Source organism: Haliscomenobacter sp. (genome assembly GCF_033763495.1).
In the GTDB taxonomy this organism is placed as follows: Bacteria; Bacteroidota; Bacteroidia; order Chitinophagales; family Saprospiraceae; genus Haliscomenobacter.
In genome coordinates, this window is the sequence record NZ_JANRKL010000032.1 from 1 (window position 1) to 21,324 (window position 21,324).

The window sequence follows — 21,324 nt, forward strand, 5'->3', positions numbered from 1 at the left end:
GCCAGGGTTTGGCCTGGTTCAACGTGGTCTCCCTCTTTTTTCAACCAACCAATGATATTGCCCTCTTCCATCGTATCGCTCATACGGGGCATCCGGATGACTTCAGCCATAGGTTTTGCTTTTTGTCGTTTAAGTGAATTACTAAATTCGCGACCAAATTTACAGTAATACCCAAAGTACACCAATTTGTTCAAAGAAAAATTTACTTAGTGCTTATCTTTACCCAATGAACTTGTCATCCAAGCTACTAGAAGAGGCTGTTAACGCCTTTGCCAGCCTGCCGGGAATCGGCAAAAAAACGGCATTGCGTTTGGTTTTGCACCTGGTCACCCGGGAAGTCGAAACAGTTGACCAATTTGGCGATGCCATTGTCAAGATGCGCCGCGAAATCAAGTCTTGTAAAGTGTGCCACAACCTCTCGGACGAGGAACTGTGCAACATTTGTCGTGACCAACGCCGCGACCAGCAGGTTATTTGTGTGGTCGAGAGCATTCGCGATGTGATGGCAATCGAAGATACCGGGCAATACCGGGGCATGTACCACGTTTTGGGGGGAGTGATTTCACCCCTGGAAGGGATTGGTCCTGGTGAACTGACCATAGATTCGTTAGAGCAACGCCTTGCCGCTGGAGAAGTCAGGGAAGTTGTAATGGCCATCAGCCCAACCATTGAAGGAGAAACCACCATTTTTTACATTTCCAAACGATTGAAAGACCTGGACCTGAAAATCAGCACCATCGCTCGTGGGGTTTCCTTCGGCGGAGAACTGGAGTATGCAGATGAATTGACCCTGGGTCGGTCAATTGTGGCACGGGTACCGTATCAGCGGCAGGAGTAAGCTTGGTATTATGACCATCATCATCGTCAACTACAACGTCAAATTTTTTCTGGAACAAGCCTTATTGGCCCTGCGCAGAGCCGCCCAGGGTTTGGAGGTAGAAGTTTGGGTGGTCGACAATGCCTCCAGGGATGGCTCGGTGCAAATGGTACAAGAGAAGTTCCCAGAGGTACATTTAATTGCCAATGAGCGCAATGTAGGATTTTCACAAGCCAACAATCAAGCCATCCGCCAGGCTACAAGCGAATACATTCTGCTTCTCAATCCCGATACAGTTATTGCGGAAAACACCTTACAAGTATGTGTTGATTTTATGGAAAAGCACCCGAAAGCTGGTGCTTTGGGGGTTAAAATGATCGATGGTTCGGGGGCTTTTTTACCCGAGTCAAAGCGCGGTTTCCCCTCTCCTTTTGTGGCTTTTTGCAAAACCTTCGGCTTGTCGCGTTTTTTTCCAAAATCCCGTTTGTTTAATCGGTACCACCTGGGTTTTTTAACCAAAGAGCAGAATCACGAAGTTGATGTCCTTTCGGGGGCCTTTATGTTTATACGCAAAACTGCACTAGACAAGGTAGGCTTGCTGGACGAGCAGTTTTTTATGTACGGTGAAGACATCGACCTTTCCTACCGCATCCAGCAAGGTGGATTTAGCAACCATTACCTGGCCGATACCAGCATCATCCATTACAAAGGGGAAAGCACCAAAAAAGGCAGCGTCAATTATGTTCGCATTTTTTATCAGGCCATGATCCTGTTTGCCCGCAAACATTTTCAGGGGGGAAATGCCCGGGGCTTTGTGTTGATGCTCCAACTGGCGATTTATTTTCGCGCCGCTTTGACTTTGGTCTCCAATTTTTTTCGCCGCGCCTGGTGGCCATTGCTCGACGGGTTAGCTTTGTATGGTGGATTGAGTTTTTTAAAAAAATTCTGGTCCATTTACCATTTTCACAATCCGGATCATTTTGAAAGTTCTTTCCTGTATTTCAATGCTCCTTTGTACACCGGGATTTGGCTACTGGCCTTGTTTTTCAGTGGGGCTTATGACCGGCGCACCAATCTCTGGCAAGTGGTGCGCGGCATATTGATTGGCACGGTGGCCATTGCTGCAATCTATGGTTTTCTGGATCTGGTGTACCGCAGTTCACGGGCTTTGATTGTATTGGGTACCATTTGGGCGCTAGTGGCTGTTCCGCTCCTGCGCGCCTTAATTAGTGCGCTGGGTCGGGGGAATTTCAGTCTGGAAGAACAAGCCGAAAAACGCCTGGCACTGGTGGGCTCCATTGAAGAAACCCGGCGGGCGGAAGCCATTTTGCGGGCCATTGGCTCCCGCAAAAAAACCATTGGGCTCATTGCCCCAGAGGCCAATACAGCTGAAGCGCACCTTTACCTGGGAAATTTGCAGAATTTGGCAGCTATTACTGCAATGTTCCATCTGGATGAGGTCATTTTTTGCAGTAAAGACCTGAGCCATACTCGAATTATTGCCACGATGGAAAGTTTGGGCAAACAACTCGATTACAAGATTTTACCTGAAAACAGCGACAGCATCATCGGCAGCAGTAACAAAGACCTCAATGGGGAATTGTATCGGGTAGATGCTTCGTACAATATCGCCCATCCTGAAAACCGCCGCAACAAACGTTTATTGGACCTGCTGCTGGCTATTGTCTTGTTGCCCAGTTTTCCGATTAGTATCTTTTTGGCCAAACACAAACAACGCCTTTGGGCCAATGCCTGGCCCGTTTTGGTTGGTCAAAAAACCTGGGTTGGGTACTGCCAGGTTGAAACAAACCTGCCGAAACTTAAACCGGGGATTTTGACGCCAGCGGATATCTCGCATTCGTCTTCACTCCCTGGCGTTACACTATACAAACTGGACCAACAATATGCCCGGGATTATCGGGTGGGGGAAGATTTGCGGATATTGTGGGGGTATTGGCGGAAAGAGATTTAGAGAGAATCAAGGATTTGAGCTCAAATCTAGAGCCCCTCTCCGAAAGTTTTAGACTTTCCGAGAGGTCAAGCAGCGTTACATTGCTCTACCTCCCCGAAAGTGTAAAACTTTCGGGGAGGGGCTTCAGATCGTGTACATGCCTACCAATTATTGTTAATCAACACATCAGAAATCTAGTAATAATCTGCTTTAAACTGTCTCAACCGAGCCAAAATTTCCTCCGCATCCATCCCTGCCAAAACCGCCTCATGATCTTCCCATTGCGCCTCAAAACTCCGCATAAAATCCCCCAATACTTTCCCTTGTAAATCGGGAAACAACCGCATGATCACCTGGCCTGAATACTTTTCTCGCAAGCGCAATACATAAGCCTCCCTTTGGCGCTCCTGTTCCATTTTTTCCAACAAATTTCCTTCCGGAAAAAAGGCCGCAATCATGGGCAAGTAAGCATCCCGATCTTGTAAAAACTCAAACTGTTGGGAGATGCCCTGTACCTCCAACCAATCCACAAATCGACGCATGGTTGTACGTTCCTTTACCCTTTGAGTAGTCGTGGCATCTTGATCTTGATAAGGATGGATGGAAAAATAGGGGCTGGCTATTGCCCAGCGAAACAACTCATCTAGGGTATCGAAGCCACGCAGCCAATGGGCATAATCCAGTTGTAAAAAAGCAAAAATGCGTTCAAAATCCTGAGAAACCTCCAGGTCTTTTTGGAAATGACCGTCGGCCCGTCGGAATACGTACAACAAACCCTGTTCGCCGTATTTCAGGTTAAAACGTTTGAAAATTTTCCCCAAAATATTGCCCACATCATTGAAAGAAAGATAATTGTAAGTGCTGTCAAAATAGCGATGTTCGCGGTAAAAGAAATCGACCTGAAAGTTTTGGTGCACTGTGCTAAAAACTGAACCCAGAGACTTGTGTTGCTGAATCCCCAAATCCTTGCTCAACTCCATGCGCAAATCCTGCCAAGTGCTTTGGATGGCCGCATCTGAAACAATAATGTCCACATCGCCAAAGTCCGGTTTGTTGCGATAATAGCGGGGAATGCGGTACAAATCGCCCAGCTTTTGATCCAGGTATTGTCTCAACTCTCCCTCGATTTCCAGGTACTCGGCCTTGGGCAAACGACCCAATTTGAACAAATTACCACCCATTTTGCTTTGTTGTTGAGGTTTGGGCTTCAGAACCAAAAAAGGCATGCATTTGGTTCCAAAAACTTAACATCGTGTGCCTATAAATTTATTTGGAGCTGCTACAAAAAGCCTTATTTTGCTTCATCATTAATCACCAAAATAGTCTCATTTTTATGAAATCACTACTCTGCACACTCATCGTAGGACTGTTCTTGGCCTTGGGCACAGCTAATGCACAGGCACCAACAACTTCAGTTCCGGCCACAACTGCATTAGACTCTTTGGGCGCAAAGGAGCTTTTGGGCAAATACGACACCGGTGGAATGGGCACTATCATCGTAAGCTGGGAACAAGGGAAAGTCATTGGTACCCTGGAAGGCCAGGGCAGTGCTGAACTCAAGCCTACCAACACTCCAGATGTATTGAGCATTGTGGGTTATGAAGGTACCGCCACCTTTATCCGGGATGAACAGAAAAAAGTCATCAAGGTTAGAATGGAGGTAAAGGGACAGGTCATTGAGGCGGCCAAGTTGTGACCTCAATGTGTTGAAAAAACAAAAATGGGTTATTGATCGAAAAAGATCAATGACCCATTTTTTATGATCGCAAGATTCGGGTTGGAAAGCAAAGCCCAGTCTGGTATCTTTGAAAAAAGTAACACCAACATGCAAGGAACGAATCGGGAACAATTGGAAGATCAGGTGGGGCAAAACCTGACTCTAGACCCCCAAGACTGGACGCAAATGCGGCAACTTGGGCACCAAATGATCGATGATGTGATGGATTATCTGGAAAACATTGGCCAACAACCCGTTTGGAAGCCCATCCCCGATGAAGTCAAACACTTTCTCGCAACGGATATCCCTCAGGAGCCACAAGACATTGACAGCATTTATCAGGAGTTCAAACAGTACATATTTCCCTACACCAAAGGCAACATTCACCCGCGCTTTTTTGCCTGGGTACAAGGCACTGGCACCCCGCTGAGCGTATTGGCCGACATGCTGGCCGCCACCATGAACCCAAATGTTACAATTGGAGAACACGCTTCGCTCTACGTGGATCAGCAGGTGGTCAATTGGTGCAAACAAATGCTCAAGTATCCTGCTGAAGCTTCCGGGATTTTGCTCAGCGGCGGCTCGATGGCCAACATTACTGCGCTCACCGTTGCCCGCAATCATCAGGCCAGTGTGCGCCAGGAAGGTTTATTCAACGTTGGCAGCCAGATGACGCTGTACTGTTCGGCGGAAACCCATAGTTGTATTCAAAAAGCGGTGGAAATTCTGGGTTTGGGTGCTGAAGCGGTGCGCAAAATTTCAGTGAATGCCCAATACGAGATCAATACCCTTGAACTGATTGAATGCATCGAAGCCGATCTCGCTGCCGGGCATCGTCCATTTTGTGTGGTTGGCACTGCGGGTACGGTCAATACCGGGGCAATCGACCCCCTTGAAGAACTCTGGCAGATTTGTCAACGCTACCAATTGTGGTTCCACGTAGATGGGGCGTATGGAGCGCTAGCCAAACTTGATCCTCAATACGCTCCAGCACTCCAGGCCATTGAAAAAGCCGATAGTGTCGCCTTCGACCTGCACAAGTGGCTCTACATCCCCTACGAAGTGGGCTGCACTTTGATAAAAAATGCGGAAGTGCACCGCAATGCTTTTGCGATCACTCCAAATTATTTGTTGCAAGAGAAGCGCGGCCTGGCTGGCGGCTTGGAATCGATCAACAATTATGGTTTTGAATTGTCGCGAGGGTTCAAAGCCCTCAAAATCTGGATGTCCCTGAAAGAACATGGTCTGGCCAAATATGCAGCCATGATTCGACAAAACAACTTGCAGGCGGCGTATTTAGGTCAAATGGTGGAGAATGCACCAGAATTGGAATTGCTGGCCCCGGTTTCTCTCAGTATTGTGTGTTATCGGTACATCCATCCTGAACTTAGCGAAGCCGAACTCAACGCCTTAAACCGTGAAATATTGATTCAATTGCAGGAGCGGGGTATTGCTTCACCATCTTCTACCCTCTTGCAGGGGCGGTATGCCATCAGGGTGTGTATCGTGAATCAACGAACAAAAAAAGCTGATTTGGAGCTATTGGTACAAGCTACTTTGCAAATTGGTGCTGAACAGGTAGCTCTATTTTTAGCACCAAAAACCCTTTCAGTAACATGAGTTCTGAATTGGCATCGTTTTTACCGCAGAGTTTCGCGGAGTACACACAGAGTTTCACAGAGTTTTTCTAGTTTTAAGGAGTTTTGCCACCTGCGGTGGCTGGAGTTCGTAGGCCATTAAAATTTGATGGTTTTATTCTAGTGCTAATTCAATGTGGCCTCTGCATACTCTTCACCACCGAAGGTGGCTACTCCGTGAAACTCTGCGTGCACTCTGCGAAACTCTGCGGTTAAAAAATTAAATTCAAAGGCAATGCATTAATAAAAGACAACCAACTAGTTGATATTTCCATCGAAATACTCAAAACCCACGTTTCAATATGAAAAATTTTCAACTCTTCTTGACCTTGCTTTTTTGCCAAATCCTGGGTAGCCTGCAGGCCCAGCACCCCCTCCGCATCGGCGTAGTCGGCTTAACCCACGATCACGTCAACTGGATTCTAGGCCGGGCCAAAGCCAATGATATCGAAATTGTCGGCATCGTTGAACCCAACCGCGCCCTGGCCGAACGCCATGCCAAAAGACGCGGCTTTGACCTGAGTTTGGTGTACAATACCATTGAAGAAATGGTGGAAAAAACCAAACCCGAAGCAGTAACCGCATTTAATTCTATTTACGATCACCTCAGTACGGTGGAGTATTGCGCACCCAAAGGCATTCATGTAATGGTAGAAAAACCCCTGGCGGCCAACTGGAAACATGCGCAACGGATGATTGAACTGGCGCAAAAACACCAAATCCAGTTGCTTACCAATTACGAAACAACCTGGTACGGCAGCAACACCAAAGCTTACGAACTGATCCACCAGGAAAACAAAATAGGGCCAATCCGCAAAATGGTTTTCCATCACGGCCATCCTGGTCCAGTGGAGATTGGATGTAGCGCCGAGTTTTTGGCTTTTCTGACCGATCCGGTGCTCAATGGTGGGGGCGCATTGACTGATTTTGGTTGTTATGGCGCTAACCTTGCCACCTGGCTGCTCAAAGGAGAAACGCCCAAAAGCGTGTTTTGTAACCTGCGCCACATCAAACCTAACATCTACCCCAAAGTAGACGACGAAGCTACCATCATCCTGGAATACGCCAATACGGAGGTGGTCATCCAGGCTTCCTGGAATTGGCCTTATGGCCGCAAAGACGTGGAAATTTATGGGCAAAATGGCGTCATCGAATGTATAAATGGCAAGGACATGCTGGTCGGGCCAAAGCTGGAAGATCGAGGAACACCCCTTATAGCCGACCCGCTACCTGTCAATGATCCCTTTACCTACCTGGAAGGGGTAGTGCGCGGGAGAATCAAAGTGCAAAGTTTTGACTTATCGGCATTGGACAATAACCGGATCGTTGTGCAAATTTTGGAAGCGGCAAAACATTCGGCGAAGACGGGAAAGGTAGTGGAGTGGGCTAAATTTTTTAAAGAGAAATAAGATCAATAGAACAATTGATCATTTTTTTCGCAACAAAACAATTTGCCCCAAATGGTACACATCGTGGTGGATCAAACCATGAAGCATCACTAAATAGGAATAGCTTCGACCTTCCACAATTTGTTCCAGGCGGGAATCATCCAATTGTTCCAATTGTTCGATTAAATGCAATTGGCTGTCTTCAAATTGTTGGAGGGTAATGAGCCAACTTTCTTCATTGGGGCTCACCACGGGAAAATTGGCCTTGTCATCCACATCAAAAGTGGTATTGCCGCGTAATTTTTCGATGGCAAAACGACGCCAGGCGGTCATGTGTTCTACCAACTCTATCAGGGTATGACTATCGCCAATTTGGTTGCCCAACTGGTCGCTTGTTACTTTGCGCAGGGTTTCCATCACGGATGGGCCGTGCCAGGCTGCGCCATCAAAAGTACGGCGCAATAGTTCAATAATTTCTTGACGATGCATAACAACAAAAATGAGTTGGTGCCATGAGTTGCTTTTCTCTTACTCACGGTTCTAAAGGTACAAAAGCACAACGAGAAGCAAGGGTAATCCAGGGATGAAAAATAGATTAAAAAAAATGGAAACTCAAATGCCCCTTTAACCGTATAGAATGCCTAATTTTGCATTCCCTCCTCCCGTGAATCTGCAGCCCAATATTGAACACGACTGGAAACACTAGTACATTGATAACTAAAACGTCATTGGCACAAACAGCCATGCACATCCTGCATGCAACTGATGATGCCTTTCAACATACCGCTTCAGCGATGGAGCAATTGGCCCTGGGTTTGGGTTATGCCCATAGCGATGTCGGAAAAGTCTGGCACTGGCTGGAGCAGGAATTGAGCCGACAAACTGAACAAGGTTGTATTCCTCAGGTGCAAGATGCTCAAATTTGCACACCTCCTTTTTACAGTATTTTGGCCTGGGCTTGTTGGAAAAAAGACCCTTCCGCTGCCCGTATTGAGGCGTTATTTGATGCTTTGCTACAGTCGCATCATTATTGGTATTTGCACCGCGACCCTCAGGAAATGGGCCTGCCTTGTATTCATTTTGCCGAAGAGACAGTATTGCCCGAGTTTTTTCAAAACTACCATGCTCCATTTAAAATTCAGGATCCTGCTTTTTTGGGTTTGCTTTGCCGCGCCAATGAGTGTTTGATTGAAATGGGGGAAAAGCTTCAACGCGATTTAGGGGATCTCATCCAATGGCATGAACTTACGGTATTTGGTTTGAATGAAGACCTCTGGGATGATGCGTCAAAAAGTTATTGTGGTTTTGACCTCCATTCTGGGCAGAAATTGGGCAATCCTAACCTTGCCAATTACCTTCCCCTTTGGGCTGGAGTGCCCGATCAGGAACTAGCCGAGGGAATGTGCCGGAATTTGATCAAAAGATATTTCCGGGATAATTATTGGTTATTGCCCAGCCGGCTCCCCGCTAGTGGTAGTTCAAACGAAACGGTCTCCTTACTTTTGAATCGAATCATTTACGCTGGCTTGATCCGCTATGGATTTAAAGAAAATGCCAGCTACCTACGCAACAGCAGCTTACAAATGGTTGGCAATTATGGTTTTTACAAGTCATATCAAGCCCTGATGCATCCTTATGATAATATGGGTATTGGCAAAGGGAATTCAGCAGTCGCCGCCGCACTGGTGCTTGACCTGGCGAATGGCATTGCCGAAAAGCGAGGGTTTGAACAAAGTTGGTAAAACTTATAAATAATGCTTGATAACAGCGGCGTATTCAGCTGCATCAACCACTTTCCATCCTGCTGCTTCAAATTCGGCAATTTCTTCAGCATGGGGAAAGCTGAAATAAGCTGATTCCGCTTCATTTTGAGGCAGGGTATCCAGCTTTTTGCCTTGCAAAATCGCAACTACCTGATCGGCTACATAAGTAGCACTAGCCGGGTACAAATGCAAAATATGCCACAACAATGATCGATTTGAATCAACGGGCAACTCCGAAAAGCCAATGATTCCACCTGTATCAATGGTTTTGTCATCAATGTAGTGCAAGGTACCGTTGATTGCCTTATCGCCATTCTTCAAAGCCCTGAAAATGGCCAGAACGCCCCGATAATTGGGCAAACGGCCGGAGTGAAAATTCACCACGCCGAGCCGGGGAATTTGCACAAATGCATCCCCAAAAATACGGCCATACCGAATGGACAACACCAAATCGGGTTGTAAAGAACGGATCAGGTTCAGGCTTTCTTCCGATTTGATGTCATTCAAAGAGGTAATCGGAATAGCATATTGTTGTGACAGGGCTTCAAAAGTCTGGTATTCGGGTTTATGCGTTCTGGCCTGAGCATCCAGTTGAGGGAACAAAAATTCGTTGGGCAAAATTTGTTCAAAAAATTTCAAATCCTGAAGCGCCTGGGGAGCATCTGGATTGGCTTTCCCCACCTTATCCGAGATGAAGATGTGCTGAATGTATGGATGGAGTAAAGGCAACAAGTGATTGAGCATCACATTACTGGCCAAGTCTCGATTGGTAAAGTAGAGTAAACGCATGGTAAAGATTATGGGCAAAGATACCTTATAAATGATATTTTTGGGTATCAAAATCTTTCACTTCATGAGATCCATTCTTTTCCTCTTTTGCCTGATTTTTTTCAACCCAATAAAAATCTCGGCTCAAACTGATACCACCTACGCCGAACGACTGGGCTGGCCCAAAGGTGCCAAGGTGCTCATCATGCACGTTGACGACGCCGGGATGTCCTGGGATTCTAACGAAGGTGCACTCCAGGCCCTGACCAAAGGGGTCGCTACTTCGGTAAGTGTGATGATGCCCTGTGGCTGGGTTCCGGGTTTTGTGCATCAACTCAAAAAAAATCCCACCATTGACGCTGGTCTCCACCTCACCCTGACCTCCGAATGGGACGATTATCGCTGGGGGCCACTGAGTGGTAAGCCAGCAGTACCGGGCCTGGTTGATCAGGAGGGTGCCCTTTGGCCAGAAGTGGAAGATGTAGTCAAAAATGCTTCCGCAGATGAAGTAGAAAAGGAAATTTTAGCGCAAATCGCGCGGGCTCGTCAAATGGGTTTCGAACCCACCCATATGGATTCACACATGGGTACTTTGTTTGCTTCGCCTGCCTTTTTGCAGCGCTACATCAAGGTTGGCATCCAGGAGCGGATCCCCGTGATGATGCCCGCCGGGCACTGCAGCATGATTGCTGAAACCAATAAACTGGATCCTTTCACCCTGGGTTTGTTGCGCAATGCGGGTAAAAATCTCTGGAACAACGGGCTTCCCGTACTGGATGATTTGCACAATGAAACCTATGGCATGAAAATTCCACCCGGATTGAGTGATCAGGCCATGCAAAAGTTAAAAACCAAACTGATCATCGAATCTTTCCAACGGCTTAAACCTGGAGTGACCATGCTGATCGTGCATTGTACGGCCCCCTCCCCTATTTTTAAACACATTTCTGGCTCCGGTGATGTGCGCAAAAGTGACCTCCTAGCCATGCAATCTCCTGAGTTAAAAGCCTATTTGCAAAAAGAAGGGATTGTGCTGACGACCTGGCGGGAATTGATGGAGCGGAGGAAAAAACTGAAATAGGGTTTTTAAAGATTGAAATTGATGGTTTTCTTTTTTGAGTTAAGAGTGAAGAATACATGATTTTAGAGTTTTGAAGTGGGCTGCCGCAGCGACTTAGACCAAGGCAGTGTCAGAATCGCTGCGGCAGCCTACTTCTAAAATCAAAACTCATGTATTCTTAACTCTCAACTCAAAAAAATCTTAAATCAAAGTTACCAGATATTGAATCAATTCTTTGATAATCAATCTTCCTCAACTTTAATTCACCCGCACTCCTTCCGCCGTACGGCTATTCCGGTCTTGCCGATCGATACGGCGTAGATCTACCATTAGTCCGGCAAAGGCGGCGCCATAATTGACTTCGTATTCTTTGCCATCGTAGGTGACAGTGCCTGAAGCTCGTTCCCAATCTTTGGCCAATAATACATAGCGCTCGCCCGCTTTCGGGCTGGGGCCAAACATGAGGTAACGTTGATTGGAGCCATTTTCGAAAGCGATGGCAAAACGGTTGGCTTTGGGGCTAAACGTAAAAACCCCGGGCGTACTGCGGGGGATAAATATTTCTTCTATTTTTTGTCCATTGACAATCCGTACTTTCCCTTCTACAATCTCGGAAGAGTTTTCGCCCAATTTCCGCCGCAAATACACATCGTCAGACAAATAAAACTGAATTTTTTTCAGTTCTGACTCAGTCCAACGGTTGCGGTCGTACAGATCCTGGGTAAAATAAGACAAGCTTGGACTGCAACTGCTGAACGCTGCCCAGAGCAGCAACACAATAAAGGTATTTCTCATCATCACGTGTTTTTGATTTGTGATGCGGAAATTACAGGAAGTCACCTATGTGTAAAAGTAGATTATGAAAAGTTTAACTAGGGTTAAGAGAGTTTAACAAGCTTCGAAGTGGTTGTTGAGCGACGGTTACAGAGCGAATTCGAAGTAAGTCGAAGTGATCGATTTGAACTTTGTAACTTTCCAGACAATCCCTTTTCTCTAAATTTTGTTACATTAGCACGTGAGGGATTAAACAACCAAGACATGAAGGTTTTTACCAAGATTTTTACAGAGAAAACGACTTTCCTCAGTTTGCTTTTTAGCATTCTGGCTTTGCCAATGGCGATGGCCACGCACAACCGGGCTGGAGAAATCACCATAGAACAAGTGGGCAACTGTGTCACCAGTTTGACCGTCAAAGCAACCATCGTGACCTACACCAAGGCGAGTAGCTTTATGGTGGATCGCGACTCCTTAACCATTTTTTGGGGGGACGAATCTCCGGGAGCCCGTGGTCAACAAGTTCTTCGGGTCAATGGTCCGATTGGGGTCAATGGCATTGGCAAGGGTGAATTGCTGGAAAACGATACCCGCAAAAACGTTTACATCGCTTTTCACACCTACCCTTCCCGGGGTACTTATGTGATTTCGATGAACGACCCCAACCGAAATGGAGGTATCATCAACCTCAATTTTCCGAACTCGGAACAAATCAAATTCCACATCCAAACCACCTATACGTTCCCCAATCCGCAGGTAGATGGATGCAACAATACACCGGTGTTGCTGCAACCCCCGATCGATATTGGTTGTGTAGGAAAACCCTTTATCCACAACCCTAATGCCTACGATTCGGATGGGGATAGTTTGGCGTACAAGTTGATCGTTCCATTTTCAGACCGAGGAGTCCAGGTGCCCAATTACCTCTTTCCCAACATGGTTAGCCCGGGACCTAAAAACAACCTGAGCATCAATGAACGAACGGGGGAAATTGTGTGGGATGCCCCCCAACGAGCCGGGGAATACAACCTGGCCATGATCATCATTGAGTATCGGGATGGGAACCCTTTGGATACCATTGTGCGCGACATCCAGATTTTGATCCAAAGTTGCGACAATCAACCTCCCAAAATTGAAGCCCCGGATGAAATTTGTGTCATTGCGGGTCAGGTCGTTGAGTTTAAAGTGACCGCTACTGCGCCAATCGAAGAAACCCGGCAAAGGGTAAAACTGGGCGCATTGGGTGGGCCTTTTGAAGTTAAAATCAGCCCCGCAACCTTTACCCCCAACATCAATACGTACCAAAATGACCCATTCGTAAAAACCTTCCGCTGGGAAACGCGCTGCGAACACATTTCGGACCAGTTCTATACGGTGGTGTTCCGAGCAGTGGACGATTTTTATCCGCGAGACTCCACGGGTTTGTCCATCCTCAAAACGGTACGCATAAAAGTCGTCGGGCCGCCTCCAGAGGATGTGCGAGCGGCACCGGGCAATGGGTTTATTGATGTCAGTTGGCAAAAACCCTATGTGTGCGACAAAGCCGCCGAAAATTACTTCCAGGGCTTTACGGTTTGGCGCAGGATCGGTAGTAATTCCTTTGAGCCCGATACTTGTACCCCTGGTTTGCAGGGGCAAGGTTATACCAAATTGACGGAGTTTTCCATTGTGGATAGCCTGAAAGGGCGCTACCATTTCCGCGACAATAATGTGGAACCAGGCCGGACCTACTGTTATCGAATTTTGGCTGAATTTGCCAAAACAACCCCGGGTGGCCGTTATGCCTACAATCTTTTGGAAAGTTTGCCTTCCAAAGAAGCTTGTGTGCAGCTCAACCGCAACCTGCCTATCATCATCAAAGCGGATGTGGTGAGCACCAGTGCGACCGCGGGCAGTGTACAAGTCTGTTGGACCAAACCCAAACCCAATGACCTGGATACCCTCGTGAATCGAGGGCCCTATATTTACGAAGTGATGCGCGCCGAGGGTTTGACCCCAGCAGATGGGGCTTTCCAATCCGTAGCTCGTTTTACAAGCACTACCTTTAAAGGCGCCAATGACACCTGCTTCCTGGATCAAAACCTGCGTACGGCTACCACCGCCTATAGCTACCGCATTCGTTTTTATACGGGTCGGTCCGCTACGGAGCCATTGGGTGCAACGCCATTGGCCTCTACGGTGTTTTTGCAAATCAGCTCTTCGGATAAGCTGTTGAATTTGAGCTGGGAAGAAAATACACCTTGGGACAACTATGCTTATGTGGTGCTCAAAAAGAATGCCGCAGGCACATTTGATTCGATTGCAACTGTGAGTACCAATCGGTATACCGACCGCAACCTGACCAACGGCACCGAATATTGTTACAAAATCCGGGCTTTGGGCACTTACGGGATCGTAGATATTGTCAGCCCGCTGGTTAATCATTCACAAGAGGCTTGCGGGCGACCACAGGACAATGTGCCTCCTTGTCCACCGACGATCAAAGTGGCGACAATTTGTGACAAACCGATCGATTGTGCGAATCGCGACCTGCAAGTCAACACCATTACCTGGAATCGCCCTACTGAAACCTGCCCCGATGCAACCGATCTGGCGGGTTACAAGGTGTATTTCAACAATGGGGATACCGTAGGTACCTACACTTTGGTGGGTACGGTCACTTCGCCGAACACCCTGATATTCACGCATCGCCCTGAATTGGGCATTGCGGGTTGTTACGCGGTTACCTCGGTGGATCAGCTGGGCAATGAAAGTGCACGCAGCAACCTGATTTGTGTGGACAACTGTCCTCGCTACCTGCTGCCGAATACCTTCACGCCCAATGGAGACAATCAAAACGATTTATTCACCCCCTTCCCCTTCTGTTTTGTCGCCTCAGTCGACTTCCAGGTGTTCAACCGCTGGGGTCAACTGGTGTTCAAAACCGCCGATCCAAACCTGAATTGGGATGGAAACAACTTGCAAGGGGATGCACTCCCAGCTGGGGTGTACTACTACAAGTGTAAGGTGTTTGAACAACGGGTGAATGGCGTGGTGCCGGTGGAGAAACCGTTGGAGGGGTATATTCAGTTGGTGAAGTGATCAGCGGTCAGCGATGAGCTATCAGCAGTCAGCTATGAGGGTGCCTCTGGCTGATTGCTGTTTTCTCGCTAATGTCCGAGCCCGAAACTGCTACCCAATGAAGACTTAAAGTACAAGACAAAAATTAAAAACTCAATAGAATTCTGTTCGGCGAAAACGCAATAGATATCGAACTACAGCCGAAGACAACCTTGCGGCAATACTTTTGTTGGCTACAGGGGGCTAAAATGGTTATTTTAACTTTTGCCTAACTGTTTCAATGGATTCTTTAAGAACTTTTTTTACTTCTTTAAAATTAGTGTTAGGATGATTGTTCCAGTCCATGAGCCGATGTTCTTTAACTCTACCCTTTTCATATTTCTCTAATGTAAATCTTACTACTTGCATTGCTGCTCTTCGATGATTGTACTCTCCTGCTATATCAAGCGACGCCTTATATAGTGCACAAAAAAGACTATATTTTCCATTAGTTACGTCATCATCACATTTTCTTTCATCTTGCTTGTTCCATTTTAACCGGTCAGACAGATATGAGTCAGCTCTTTGAATTATTTTAAGGTCTGCAGAGTCAAATATTAAATTTCGGTTTTCCTGAGTTCCGTCTTCAGGTTGCTGTCCATATATTGAGCTTGAAATGAGTGCAAGGAGGATTAACGTTATTGTTTTCATGTTATGCTATTTAAAATGCTAATTAACGCAAGTTCGGGGATTTATAGCTCAAATACATCTATAATCTTGTAACCCGCCTGTTTCAACAGCGGGATTGAGTGCCGGAGCTCCCTAACATCTAACATCCTTCCAGAGGCTCACATCATGAAATTTTGGTAGATGCAAGCCTCTGGAAGGATGTTAGATGTTAGGGGTGGGTACGCTTGGGGCCACCCGTTGAAACGGTCGGTTACAATATGTTAGATGTAACTAGTGTCAACCCATAGCTTTTTCAATCCTTTTGGAAATTTCTGAGCTAACGTTAAGCTCCATAATTTCAACCAACCCCAAATCCTGAATACAGCCTTACTATTCCTTCTTCATATCCCCCAAAAGTGCCTTTGCATTCTCATTCCCCGGATTCAGTTTCAAGGCCATTTGGCAATTTTCTTCCGCAGCTTTGTGAAGTTCCAAAAAACTGGTTAAGGATTTTACATCATACCTCACAACACATTCACCTAAGTAACAAGAAAGAAAAATGAAATAATCATGCCCAATGTGGCCACACCATATAATTGAAAAACAATCAATTAAAAACAACATGACCTCAATTACGCAATAGAAAAAATTTTAATGCGCAAGCAGTATTTATCTAAATATAACAAATTTTTTACCAGTACAAAACGACAATTAAGCTAGAAAAAGTAAAACAATCTCGAACTTTTTAATTTTTTTTAAAAAATAACGCTATGTTTGTTTAAATTTTTTTTGTGATAATCCCATAGAAAGTCAAATATAAATACCTCAGCGCGAAGCCAACCTTAACTAATTTTATTGAATTACTTAAACTCAAATCTATGATAATTAGAACTTTACGATTGCAGATCAAAATCTGCTTGGTTCTGGTGCTTGGCCTCTGTGTGACAGGTGCCTGGGCTCAGGGAACTGTAAAAGGTACAGTTACCTCAAAAACAGATGGATTACCGCTCCCAGGTGTGAATATACTAGTCAAGGGGAGGACTATTGGTACCGTTACGGAAGTAGACGGCCGTTTTTCGCTTCAGGTTAGTCCAGGTGAAACACTTACCCTCTCCTACACCGGATTCGCTACGCAGGAAGTACTGGTGACCAACGAGACGGAGATGAACATTGTCCTGGTAGAGGATGTGCTCACTATGCAGGAAGCGGTAGTGACGGCACTCGGCATCAGTAAAGAAAGTAAAAAACTTGGGTACGCCGTTTCTACCATTAATGGCGATCAGCTGAACAAGGCTAGGGAAACCAACGTAGCCTTATCCCTCCAGGGTACAGCTCCAGGGGTAACCGTAAGAGGTACCAATGGCGGCCCCGGCGGAACAGCTCAGGTGTTGCTGCGCGGTATGCCCAGTATGAACAGTGGGGGTTCACCCCTCTATGTTATCAATGGTATTCCCATGGATAACACGCAGCGCGGTAGTGCTGGCGAGTGGGGTGGCGGAGACAATGGTGACGGTATTGGTAACCTTAACCCTGATGACATTGAGAGTATGACCATTCTAAAAGGTCAGTCCGCTTCTGCGTTGTACGGAGCTCGCGCTTCCAACGGTGTAATCTTAATTACCACCAAAAAGGGTAAGAAAAACGATTTTTCCGTTGAGTACAACACGAATTACATGGCCGACATTGCCCAAAATTTTACTGATTTTCAGTATGAGTATGGTCAAGGTCTTTTGGGGGTTAAACCTGTGGATGCCAACTCCGCACTCTCTTCAACTCGGATGAGTTGGGGGCCTAAGCTAGATGGTAGTTCTACCCCTCAATTTGATGGTAAGTCTTATCCTTACAGTGCACAAAGGGACAACATCAAGAATTTCTACAGAACCGGTTCCTCCTTTACAAACACCGTTTCTGTTTCAAAAGGAAATGAGTCAGGTTCTTTCAGATTGTCGGCCTCAAACCTTTCTAATCAATCCATGGTGCCCAACAGCGGCCTCGAAAGAAAAACTTTTAACTTTAGCTTGGATCAAAAAATCACTAAAAAGCTTTCGGTTACTGCTGTTGCAAACTACGTAGATGAAAAGGCAGACAACCGGTCATACCTGAGTGATGGGCCAATGAACGCGAACAACATCTTGTTTTTGGCAACCAACGTAGATCAGAGCATCTTGGCCCCCGGATTTGACGCTTCAAGGAATGGCGCCGAAGTTCGGTGGAGTGATGATGAGTACGTAAGCAACCCTTACTTTGTAACCAACCAATTTGAAAACGACCACAGCCGCAGACGTATAATTTCATCAATGATGGCTCGTTACGATCTGACCAGCTGGTTGTACGCACAGGCTAGGGTGGGCTATGATTTAAGCAATGACAAGTCTTTCAACGTAACTCCCTGGGGAACTGCCTACCAAACCAGACCTGATGGAAGTGGATCGATGGGGCAATCTCAAACCCAGCGTTCTGAGTTGAACATCGAAGGGATTCTTGGTGCGAATAAGAAGATTTCCGATGATTTGACGATCGATGCCTTGATTGGAGGTAACATTCGTAAGAATGAATCAGAATCAGTAGGGGTTGGTGGTTCGTTTTTTACTCTTCCCTATGTATATACACTGTCCAACTTGTCACAACGATCAGGAGGCGATTATGGATTTTCTAAGCAAGGTGTTCATTCAGGGTTCTACTCAGTGGATTTCTCCTACAAGAATTTCCTGACCGTAAACACAACTGGCCGCTACGATGACTATTCCACGCTTTATTCTTTGATCAATCCGGAAAAGCAGACGGGAATCTTCACGCCATCGGTCTCCACCAGTTTCTTGTTCAGTGAATTGGGCAATTTCGGGAAATTGAGCTTTGGGAAACTTCGTGCTTCCTTCGCTCAAACCAGTGGCGAGCTAGGTGACCCTTACCAAACATCATTGTACTATAACTTGGATCGTTCATTCAATGGTCGGCCCATGGGTACATTCCCTGGAACTGCCCCCAACTCTACTTTGAATCCTTTTACCCTTACCGAAATTGAAATCGGGACGGAACTTAAGTTCTTCCAGAACCGCTTGGGATTGGATTTGGCCTGGTTCAACCGTACGACCAAAAATGAAATCATGCGTGCTAATTTTAGCCCAGCAGCTGGATTTACTGGTGGTTTCGTAGGCACGGGTTCAACCGAAAACACGGGTATTGAGCTTCAGGTTAAAGGTGTAATTGTTCGGACCGCAAATTTTGAATGGAGCGCAACCCTGAATTATACCAACGTTAGCAACAAGATCATCTCCACTGACCTAAACAATACCAATCTGCAATTGGGCTCCAATCGCGCCACCTTAGGCAACGCCATTACCGCTTTTGTGCCAGGCCTAGCTGGTCCGCAGATCATGGCGTATGATTACAAAAGAAGCAATGGTCAAATTGTAGTGGACGCAAGTGGAATCCCAGTGAGGGGTGATTTAATCCCAATGGGAAGTGTTTTGCCTAACCAATATGGCGGTTTGATGAATCAACTGACCTATAAGGGTTTCAATCTTGCCTTTCTCATTGACTATAGTTTCGGGAATAAAGTACTTTCTGCAACCGAGCACTATTCCATTGCCCGCGGCTTGAACAAAATCACCCTGGAAGGTCGTGATGGAATCACAACGGGTGTGATTGAATCAGGAACGCCCAATACGGTGAAAGCTCCAGCTCAATTGTACTACCGGGCTGTAGCACAACAGATTACCTCAAGCAGCGTAGTTGATGGTGATTTCATAAAATTCCGCCAGCTTACCTTAGGCTACCAGATTCAAGGCTCAAAACTTGGAAAGCTTCCTTTCCAGTCCATTCAATTGTCCGTGGTGGGGCGTAACCTTGCCATCTTAATGCGCAAAGCGAAGAACATTGATCCAGAATCTTCATTTGGGTCGAATCTTCGCTACTATGGCATTGAGGGAACAGGTTTGCCTTCTGCCCGTTCAATCGGACTCAACCTTAACTTTAAATTCAAATAGCCAGAACCATGAAAATACAATATAAGAATTTCCTTCAACTAGGAAGACTTGCCTGCTTAGTGGCGGTACTGACTTTCTTTACCTTCTCCTGCGATGATTTGGCCGAGTTGAACGTAGACCCAACCAGGTCTTCACCCGCAAACTTTGACCCGAATTTCTTCTTGTCTTCTAGCCAGGCGAATTATCTGGGTGCAACTACGGGTTACAGTGGCCCTATTCTGTTTCAGAGCGGCTGGATACAAATTTTGGCCAGTACCTCTACCTTAGGTGCCAACTACTACTCCAACATGGACAAGTATGTTCCATCTACCAACACGGCGAATTATCAACAAGGAGGCTGGAATAGTGGTTATCGATCCGCTACCCTGGCCAATCAAATTTTGTTTGATACCGAAGGCAAAACTGGGTTTGAAAATTTAAGAGCGGTGGCCAAAATCATGATTATCCTGAACATGCAGCACATTACCGATGTTTATGGAGATATTCCATACGCTCAAGCACTGCAGGCTGCCAATGGGCTCACCCAGCCTGAATATGACACACAGGAGGCGCTTTATCAAGCTCTGCTTAAAGATTTGGACGCTGCGGTAAGCAGTTTAGATGTTTCCAAAAAAGGGCCAACCGCGGATCTGATGTACAATGGGGATGTTGCCAAATGGAAAAAATTTGGTTATTCCCTCATGCTGCGCATGGCCATGCGATTGGTAAAAGCAAGCCCAGCCACTGCCAAGACTTATGCCGAGAAAGCAGCAGCGGGCGGCACCTTTGCCAGTGCAGCTGATGACGCTTTTGTCAAGTATGACAATGCCAATGGCTATACAAACGGCAATGCTGGACCTTTGAATACTGCTTCTGATTTTTATGAGGTTCGCTGGAGCAAAACCATCATTGATTATTTGAAGGCCAAAAATGATCCTCGTCTGGGAGTAATCGCTGAAGTTCCACAAGATGGCTTGGCGGCGAACAACAACGCTGCGCTGAGTGGCAATTCCACTCCTGCAAACCAGCTTGGCTTACCCAACGGCTTTGATATGGCCGGCGGAGCTACCGACATCACTACTTCTCCTGGCTATCCAGGTGGAACTGGCACTGGCGCAGATGCTACCAAAATTGGGAAGTACTCACGTCCAACATCCATCTACCGCAATGTAAATGCCCCCGCATTTATTCTGACCTATGCTGAGTCTGAATTGCTCTTGGCAGAGGCAGTTGTAAGGAGCTTTACGGTATCGGGAACTGCTGCTACTCACTACAGCAACGCGCTGCGAGGTGCATTGGCTGGCATGGCGGCATATGGTGCCAGTGCGGCTATTGATGCAGCTGCGGTAAACACATTTGTTACCGCAAACCCGCTTGACGTTTCTTCTCAAGCCAATTCGCTAAAGATGATCAATGAGCAGTATTGGGCAACCACTGGCCTTTTGTTCAACTTTGTTGAGTCATGGAACAACTGGAAACGTTCGGGCCATCCAGCGCTAACACCGGTTAAATTTACTGGAAACTTCTCAAATGGAGCAATTCCGCGCAGACAGCCTTATCCAACGGGAGAAGCGGGCCAGAATGGTGACGCTTACACCAAGGCAGTCACCAGACTTCCAGGAGGTGATCAGTGGACTTCCCGCGTTTGGTGGGACGCGAATTAAGTTGACCATCACTTATAAAAAAGTAAAAGGCTGGACCCCAATCCGGCCTTTTATTTTTTATAACTTGCTGTTGATATACCCCTCGCGGTCATCATTAAAACCACTTAATTGC

At 46.4% G+C, this 21,324-nt stretch carries 16 protein-coding genes; 10 read left to right on the forward strand and 6 right to left on the reverse strand.

What is annotated here, in order from left to right:
• On the reverse strand, nucleotides 1-110 hold a 110-nt coding region (locus SFV55_RS03145; protein ID WP_320028023.1), incomplete at its 3' end, for a biotin/lipoyl-containing protein.
• 116 nt (nucleotides 111-226) lie between these two features.
• On the opposite strand from SFV55_RS03145, the gene recR reads away from it, so the two are divergent.
• Nucleotides 227-838, forward strand: a complete 612-nt coding sequence (recR, locus tag SFV55_RS03150; protein WP_320028003.1) for a recombination mediator RecR — start codon at nucleotides 227-229, stop codon at nucleotides 836-838.
• A 10-nt stretch (nucleotides 839-848) separates the two neighbouring features.
• A complete protein-coding gene (locus tag SFV55_RS03155) occupies nucleotides 849-2,789 on the forward strand; it encodes a glycosyltransferase family 2 protein (RefSeq protein WP_320028004.1) in 1,941 nt (646 codons plus the stop codon).
• A 173-nt stretch (nucleotides 2,790-2,962) separates the two neighbouring features.
• Here SFV55_RS03155 and SFV55_RS03160 read toward each other — a convergent pair whose 3' ends face one another.
• On the reverse strand, nucleotides 2,963-3,994 hold the full coding sequence (locus SFV55_RS03160) for a hypothetical protein (protein WP_320028005.1): 1,032 nt from the start codon (nucleotides 3,992-3,994) through the stop codon (nucleotides 2,963-2,965).
• Between the two features lie 107 nt (nucleotides 3,995-4,101).
• Here SFV55_RS03160 and SFV55_RS03165 point away from each other — a divergent pair, with 107 nt between their 5' ends.
• The 3 genes from SFV55_RS03165 to SFV55_RS03175 all read left to right on the forward strand — a co-directional run bounded on the left by SFV55_RS03165 (nucleotide 4,102) and on the right by SFV55_RS03175 (nucleotide 7,531).
• On the forward strand, nucleotides 4,102-4,464 hold the full coding sequence (locus SFV55_RS03165; RefSeq protein WP_320028006.1) for a hypothetical protein: 363 nt from the start codon (nucleotides 4,102-4,104) through the stop codon (nucleotides 4,462-4,464).
• Nucleotides 4,465-4,527: 63 nt separating this feature from the next.
• On the forward strand, nucleotides 4,528-6,105 hold the full coding sequence (locus SFV55_RS03170) for a pyridoxal phosphate-dependent decarboxylase family protein (RefSeq protein ID WP_320028007.1): 1,578 nt from the start codon (nucleotides 4,528-4,530) through the stop codon (nucleotides 6,103-6,105).
• Between the two features lie 319 nt (nucleotides 6,106-6,424).
• A complete protein-coding gene (locus SFV55_RS03175) occupies nucleotides 6,425-7,531 on the forward strand; it encodes a Gfo/Idh/MocA family oxidoreductase (protein WP_320028008.1) in 1,107 nt (368 codons plus the stop codon).
• 18 nt (nucleotides 7,532-7,549) lie between these two features.
• Here the strand turns inward: SFV55_RS03175 and SFV55_RS03180 are convergent, their stop codons facing one another.
• The gene (locus SFV55_RS03180; protein ID WP_320028009.1) at nucleotides 7,550-7,999 is read right to left on the reverse strand and encodes a DinB family protein; all 450 of its coding nucleotides are present in this window, start codon (nucleotides 7,997-7,999) and stop codon (nucleotides 7,550-7,552) included.
• Between the two features lie 254 nt (nucleotides 8,000-8,253).
• Between SFV55_RS03180 and SFV55_RS03185 the strand changes: the two genes are divergently transcribed.
• Nucleotides 8,254-9,252, forward strand: a complete 999-nt coding sequence (locus SFV55_RS03185; protein WP_320028010.1) for an MGH1-like glycoside hydrolase domain-containing protein — start codon at nucleotides 8,254-8,256, stop codon at nucleotides 9,250-9,252.
• 3 nt (nucleotides 9,253-9,255) lie between these two features.
• On the opposite strand, the gene SFV55_RS03190 is transcribed toward SFV55_RS03185, so the two are convergent.
• Nucleotides 9,256-10,062: a formyltransferase family protein gene (locus tag SFV55_RS03190; protein ID WP_320028011.1), complete on the reverse strand. Its 807-nt coding sequence runs from the start codon at nucleotides 10,060-10,062 to the stop codon at nucleotides 9,256-9,258.
• 64 nt (nucleotides 10,063-10,126) lie between these two features.
• Here SFV55_RS03190 and SFV55_RS03195 point away from each other — a divergent pair, with 64 nt between their 5' ends.
• Complete coding sequence (locus tag SFV55_RS03195; RefSeq protein ID WP_320028012.1) at nucleotides 10,127-11,122, forward strand: polysaccharide deacetylase family protein; 996 nt, start codon at nucleotides 10,127-10,129, stop codon at nucleotides 11,120-11,122.
• A 237-nt stretch (nucleotides 11,123-11,359) separates the two neighbouring features.
• Here SFV55_RS03195 and SFV55_RS03200 read toward each other — a convergent pair whose 3' ends face one another.
• Nucleotides 11,360-11,896, reverse strand: a complete 537-nt coding sequence (locus SFV55_RS03200; protein ID WP_320028013.1) for a hypothetical protein — start codon at nucleotides 11,894-11,896, stop codon at nucleotides 11,360-11,362.
• 243 nt (nucleotides 11,897-12,139) lie between these two features.
• On the opposite strand from SFV55_RS03200, the gene SFV55_RS03205 reads away from it, so the two are divergent.
• A complete protein-coding gene (locus SFV55_RS03205) occupies nucleotides 12,140-14,956 on the forward strand; it encodes a gliding motility-associated C-terminal domain-containing protein (RefSeq protein WP_320028014.1) in 2,817 nt (938 codons plus the stop codon).
• Between the two features lie 231 nt (nucleotides 14,957-15,187).
• On the opposite strand, the gene SFV55_RS03210 is transcribed toward SFV55_RS03205, so the two are convergent.
• On the reverse strand, nucleotides 15,188-15,625 hold the full coding sequence (locus SFV55_RS03210; protein ID WP_320028015.1) for a hypothetical protein: 438 nt from the start codon (nucleotides 15,623-15,625) through the stop codon (nucleotides 15,188-15,190).
• 836 nt (nucleotides 15,626-16,461) lie between these two features.
• Between SFV55_RS03210 and SFV55_RS03215 the strand changes: the two genes are divergently transcribed.
• Nucleotides 16,462-19,569 carry a SusC/RagA family TonB-linked outer membrane protein gene (locus SFV55_RS03215; protein ID WP_320028016.1) on the forward strand — a complete coding sequence of 1,036 codons (3,108 nt, stop codon included), beginning with the start codon at nucleotides 16,462-16,464 and terminating at the stop codon, nucleotides 19,567-19,569.
• An 8-nt stretch (nucleotides 19,570-19,577) separates the two neighbouring features.
• A complete protein-coding gene (locus tag SFV55_RS03220) occupies nucleotides 19,578-21,212 on the forward strand; it encodes a SusD/RagB family nutrient-binding outer membrane lipoprotein (RefSeq protein ID WP_320028017.1) in 1,635 nt (544 codons plus the stop codon).
• Nucleotides 21,213-21,324 lie beyond the last annotated feature (112 nt).

Excerpts from the sequence above, each read along its gene's own strand:
- recR (WP_320028003.1), top strand. The coding sequence starts at position 227 with ATGAACTTGTCATCCAAGCTACTAGAAGAGGCTGTTAACGCCTTTGCC.
- SFV55_RS03155 (WP_320028004.1), top strand. The coding sequence starts at position 849 with ATGACCATCATCATCGTCAACTACAACGTCAAATTTTTTCTGGAACAA.
- SFV55_RS03160 (WP_320028005.1), bottom strand. The coding sequence starts at position 3,994 with ATGCCTTTTTTGGTTCTGAAGCCCAAACCTCAACAACAAAGCAAAATG.
- SFV55_RS03165 (WP_320028006.1), top strand. The coding sequence starts at position 4,102 with ATGAAATCACTACTCTGCACACTCATCGTAGGACTGTTCTTGGCCTTG.
- SFV55_RS03170 (WP_320028007.1), top strand. The coding sequence starts at position 4,528 with ATGATCGCAAGATTCGGGTTGGAAAGCAAAGCCCAGTCTGGTATCTTT.
- SFV55_RS03175 (WP_320028008.1), top strand. The coding sequence starts at position 6,425 with ATGAAAAATTTTCAACTCTTCTTGACCTTGCTTTTTTGCCAAATCCTG.
- SFV55_RS03180 (WP_320028009.1), bottom strand. The coding sequence starts at position 7,999 with ATGCATCGTCAAGAAATTATTGAACTATTGCGCCGTACTTTTGATGGC.
- SFV55_RS03185 (WP_320028010.1), top strand. The coding sequence starts at position 8,254 with ATGCACATCCTGCATGCAACTGATGATGCCTTTCAACATACCGCTTCA.
- SFV55_RS03190 (WP_320028011.1), bottom strand. The coding sequence starts at position 10,062 with ATGCGTTTACTCTACTTTACCAATCGAGACTTGGCCAGTAATGTGATG.
- SFV55_RS03195 (WP_320028012.1), top strand. The coding sequence starts at position 10,127 with ATGAGATCCATTCTTTTCCTCTTTTGCCTGATTTTTTTCAACCCAATA.
- SFV55_RS03200 (WP_320028013.1), bottom strand. The coding sequence starts at position 11,896 with ATGAGAAATACCTTTATTGTGTTGCTGCTCTGGGCAGCGTTCAGCAGT.
- SFV55_RS03205 (WP_320028014.1), top strand. The coding sequence starts at position 12,140 with ATGAAGGTTTTTACCAAGATTTTTACAGAGAAAACGACTTTCCTCAGT.
- SFV55_RS03210 (WP_320028015.1), bottom strand. The coding sequence starts at position 15,625 with ATGAAAACAATAACGTTAATCCTCCTTGCACTCATTTCAAGCTCAATA.
- SFV55_RS03215 (WP_320028016.1), top strand. The coding sequence starts at position 16,462 with ATGATAATTAGAACTTTACGATTGCAGATCAAAATCTGCTTGGTTCTG.
- SFV55_RS03220 (WP_320028017.1), top strand. The coding sequence starts at position 19,578 with ATGAAAATACAATATAAGAATTTCCTTCAACTAGGAAGACTTGCCTGC.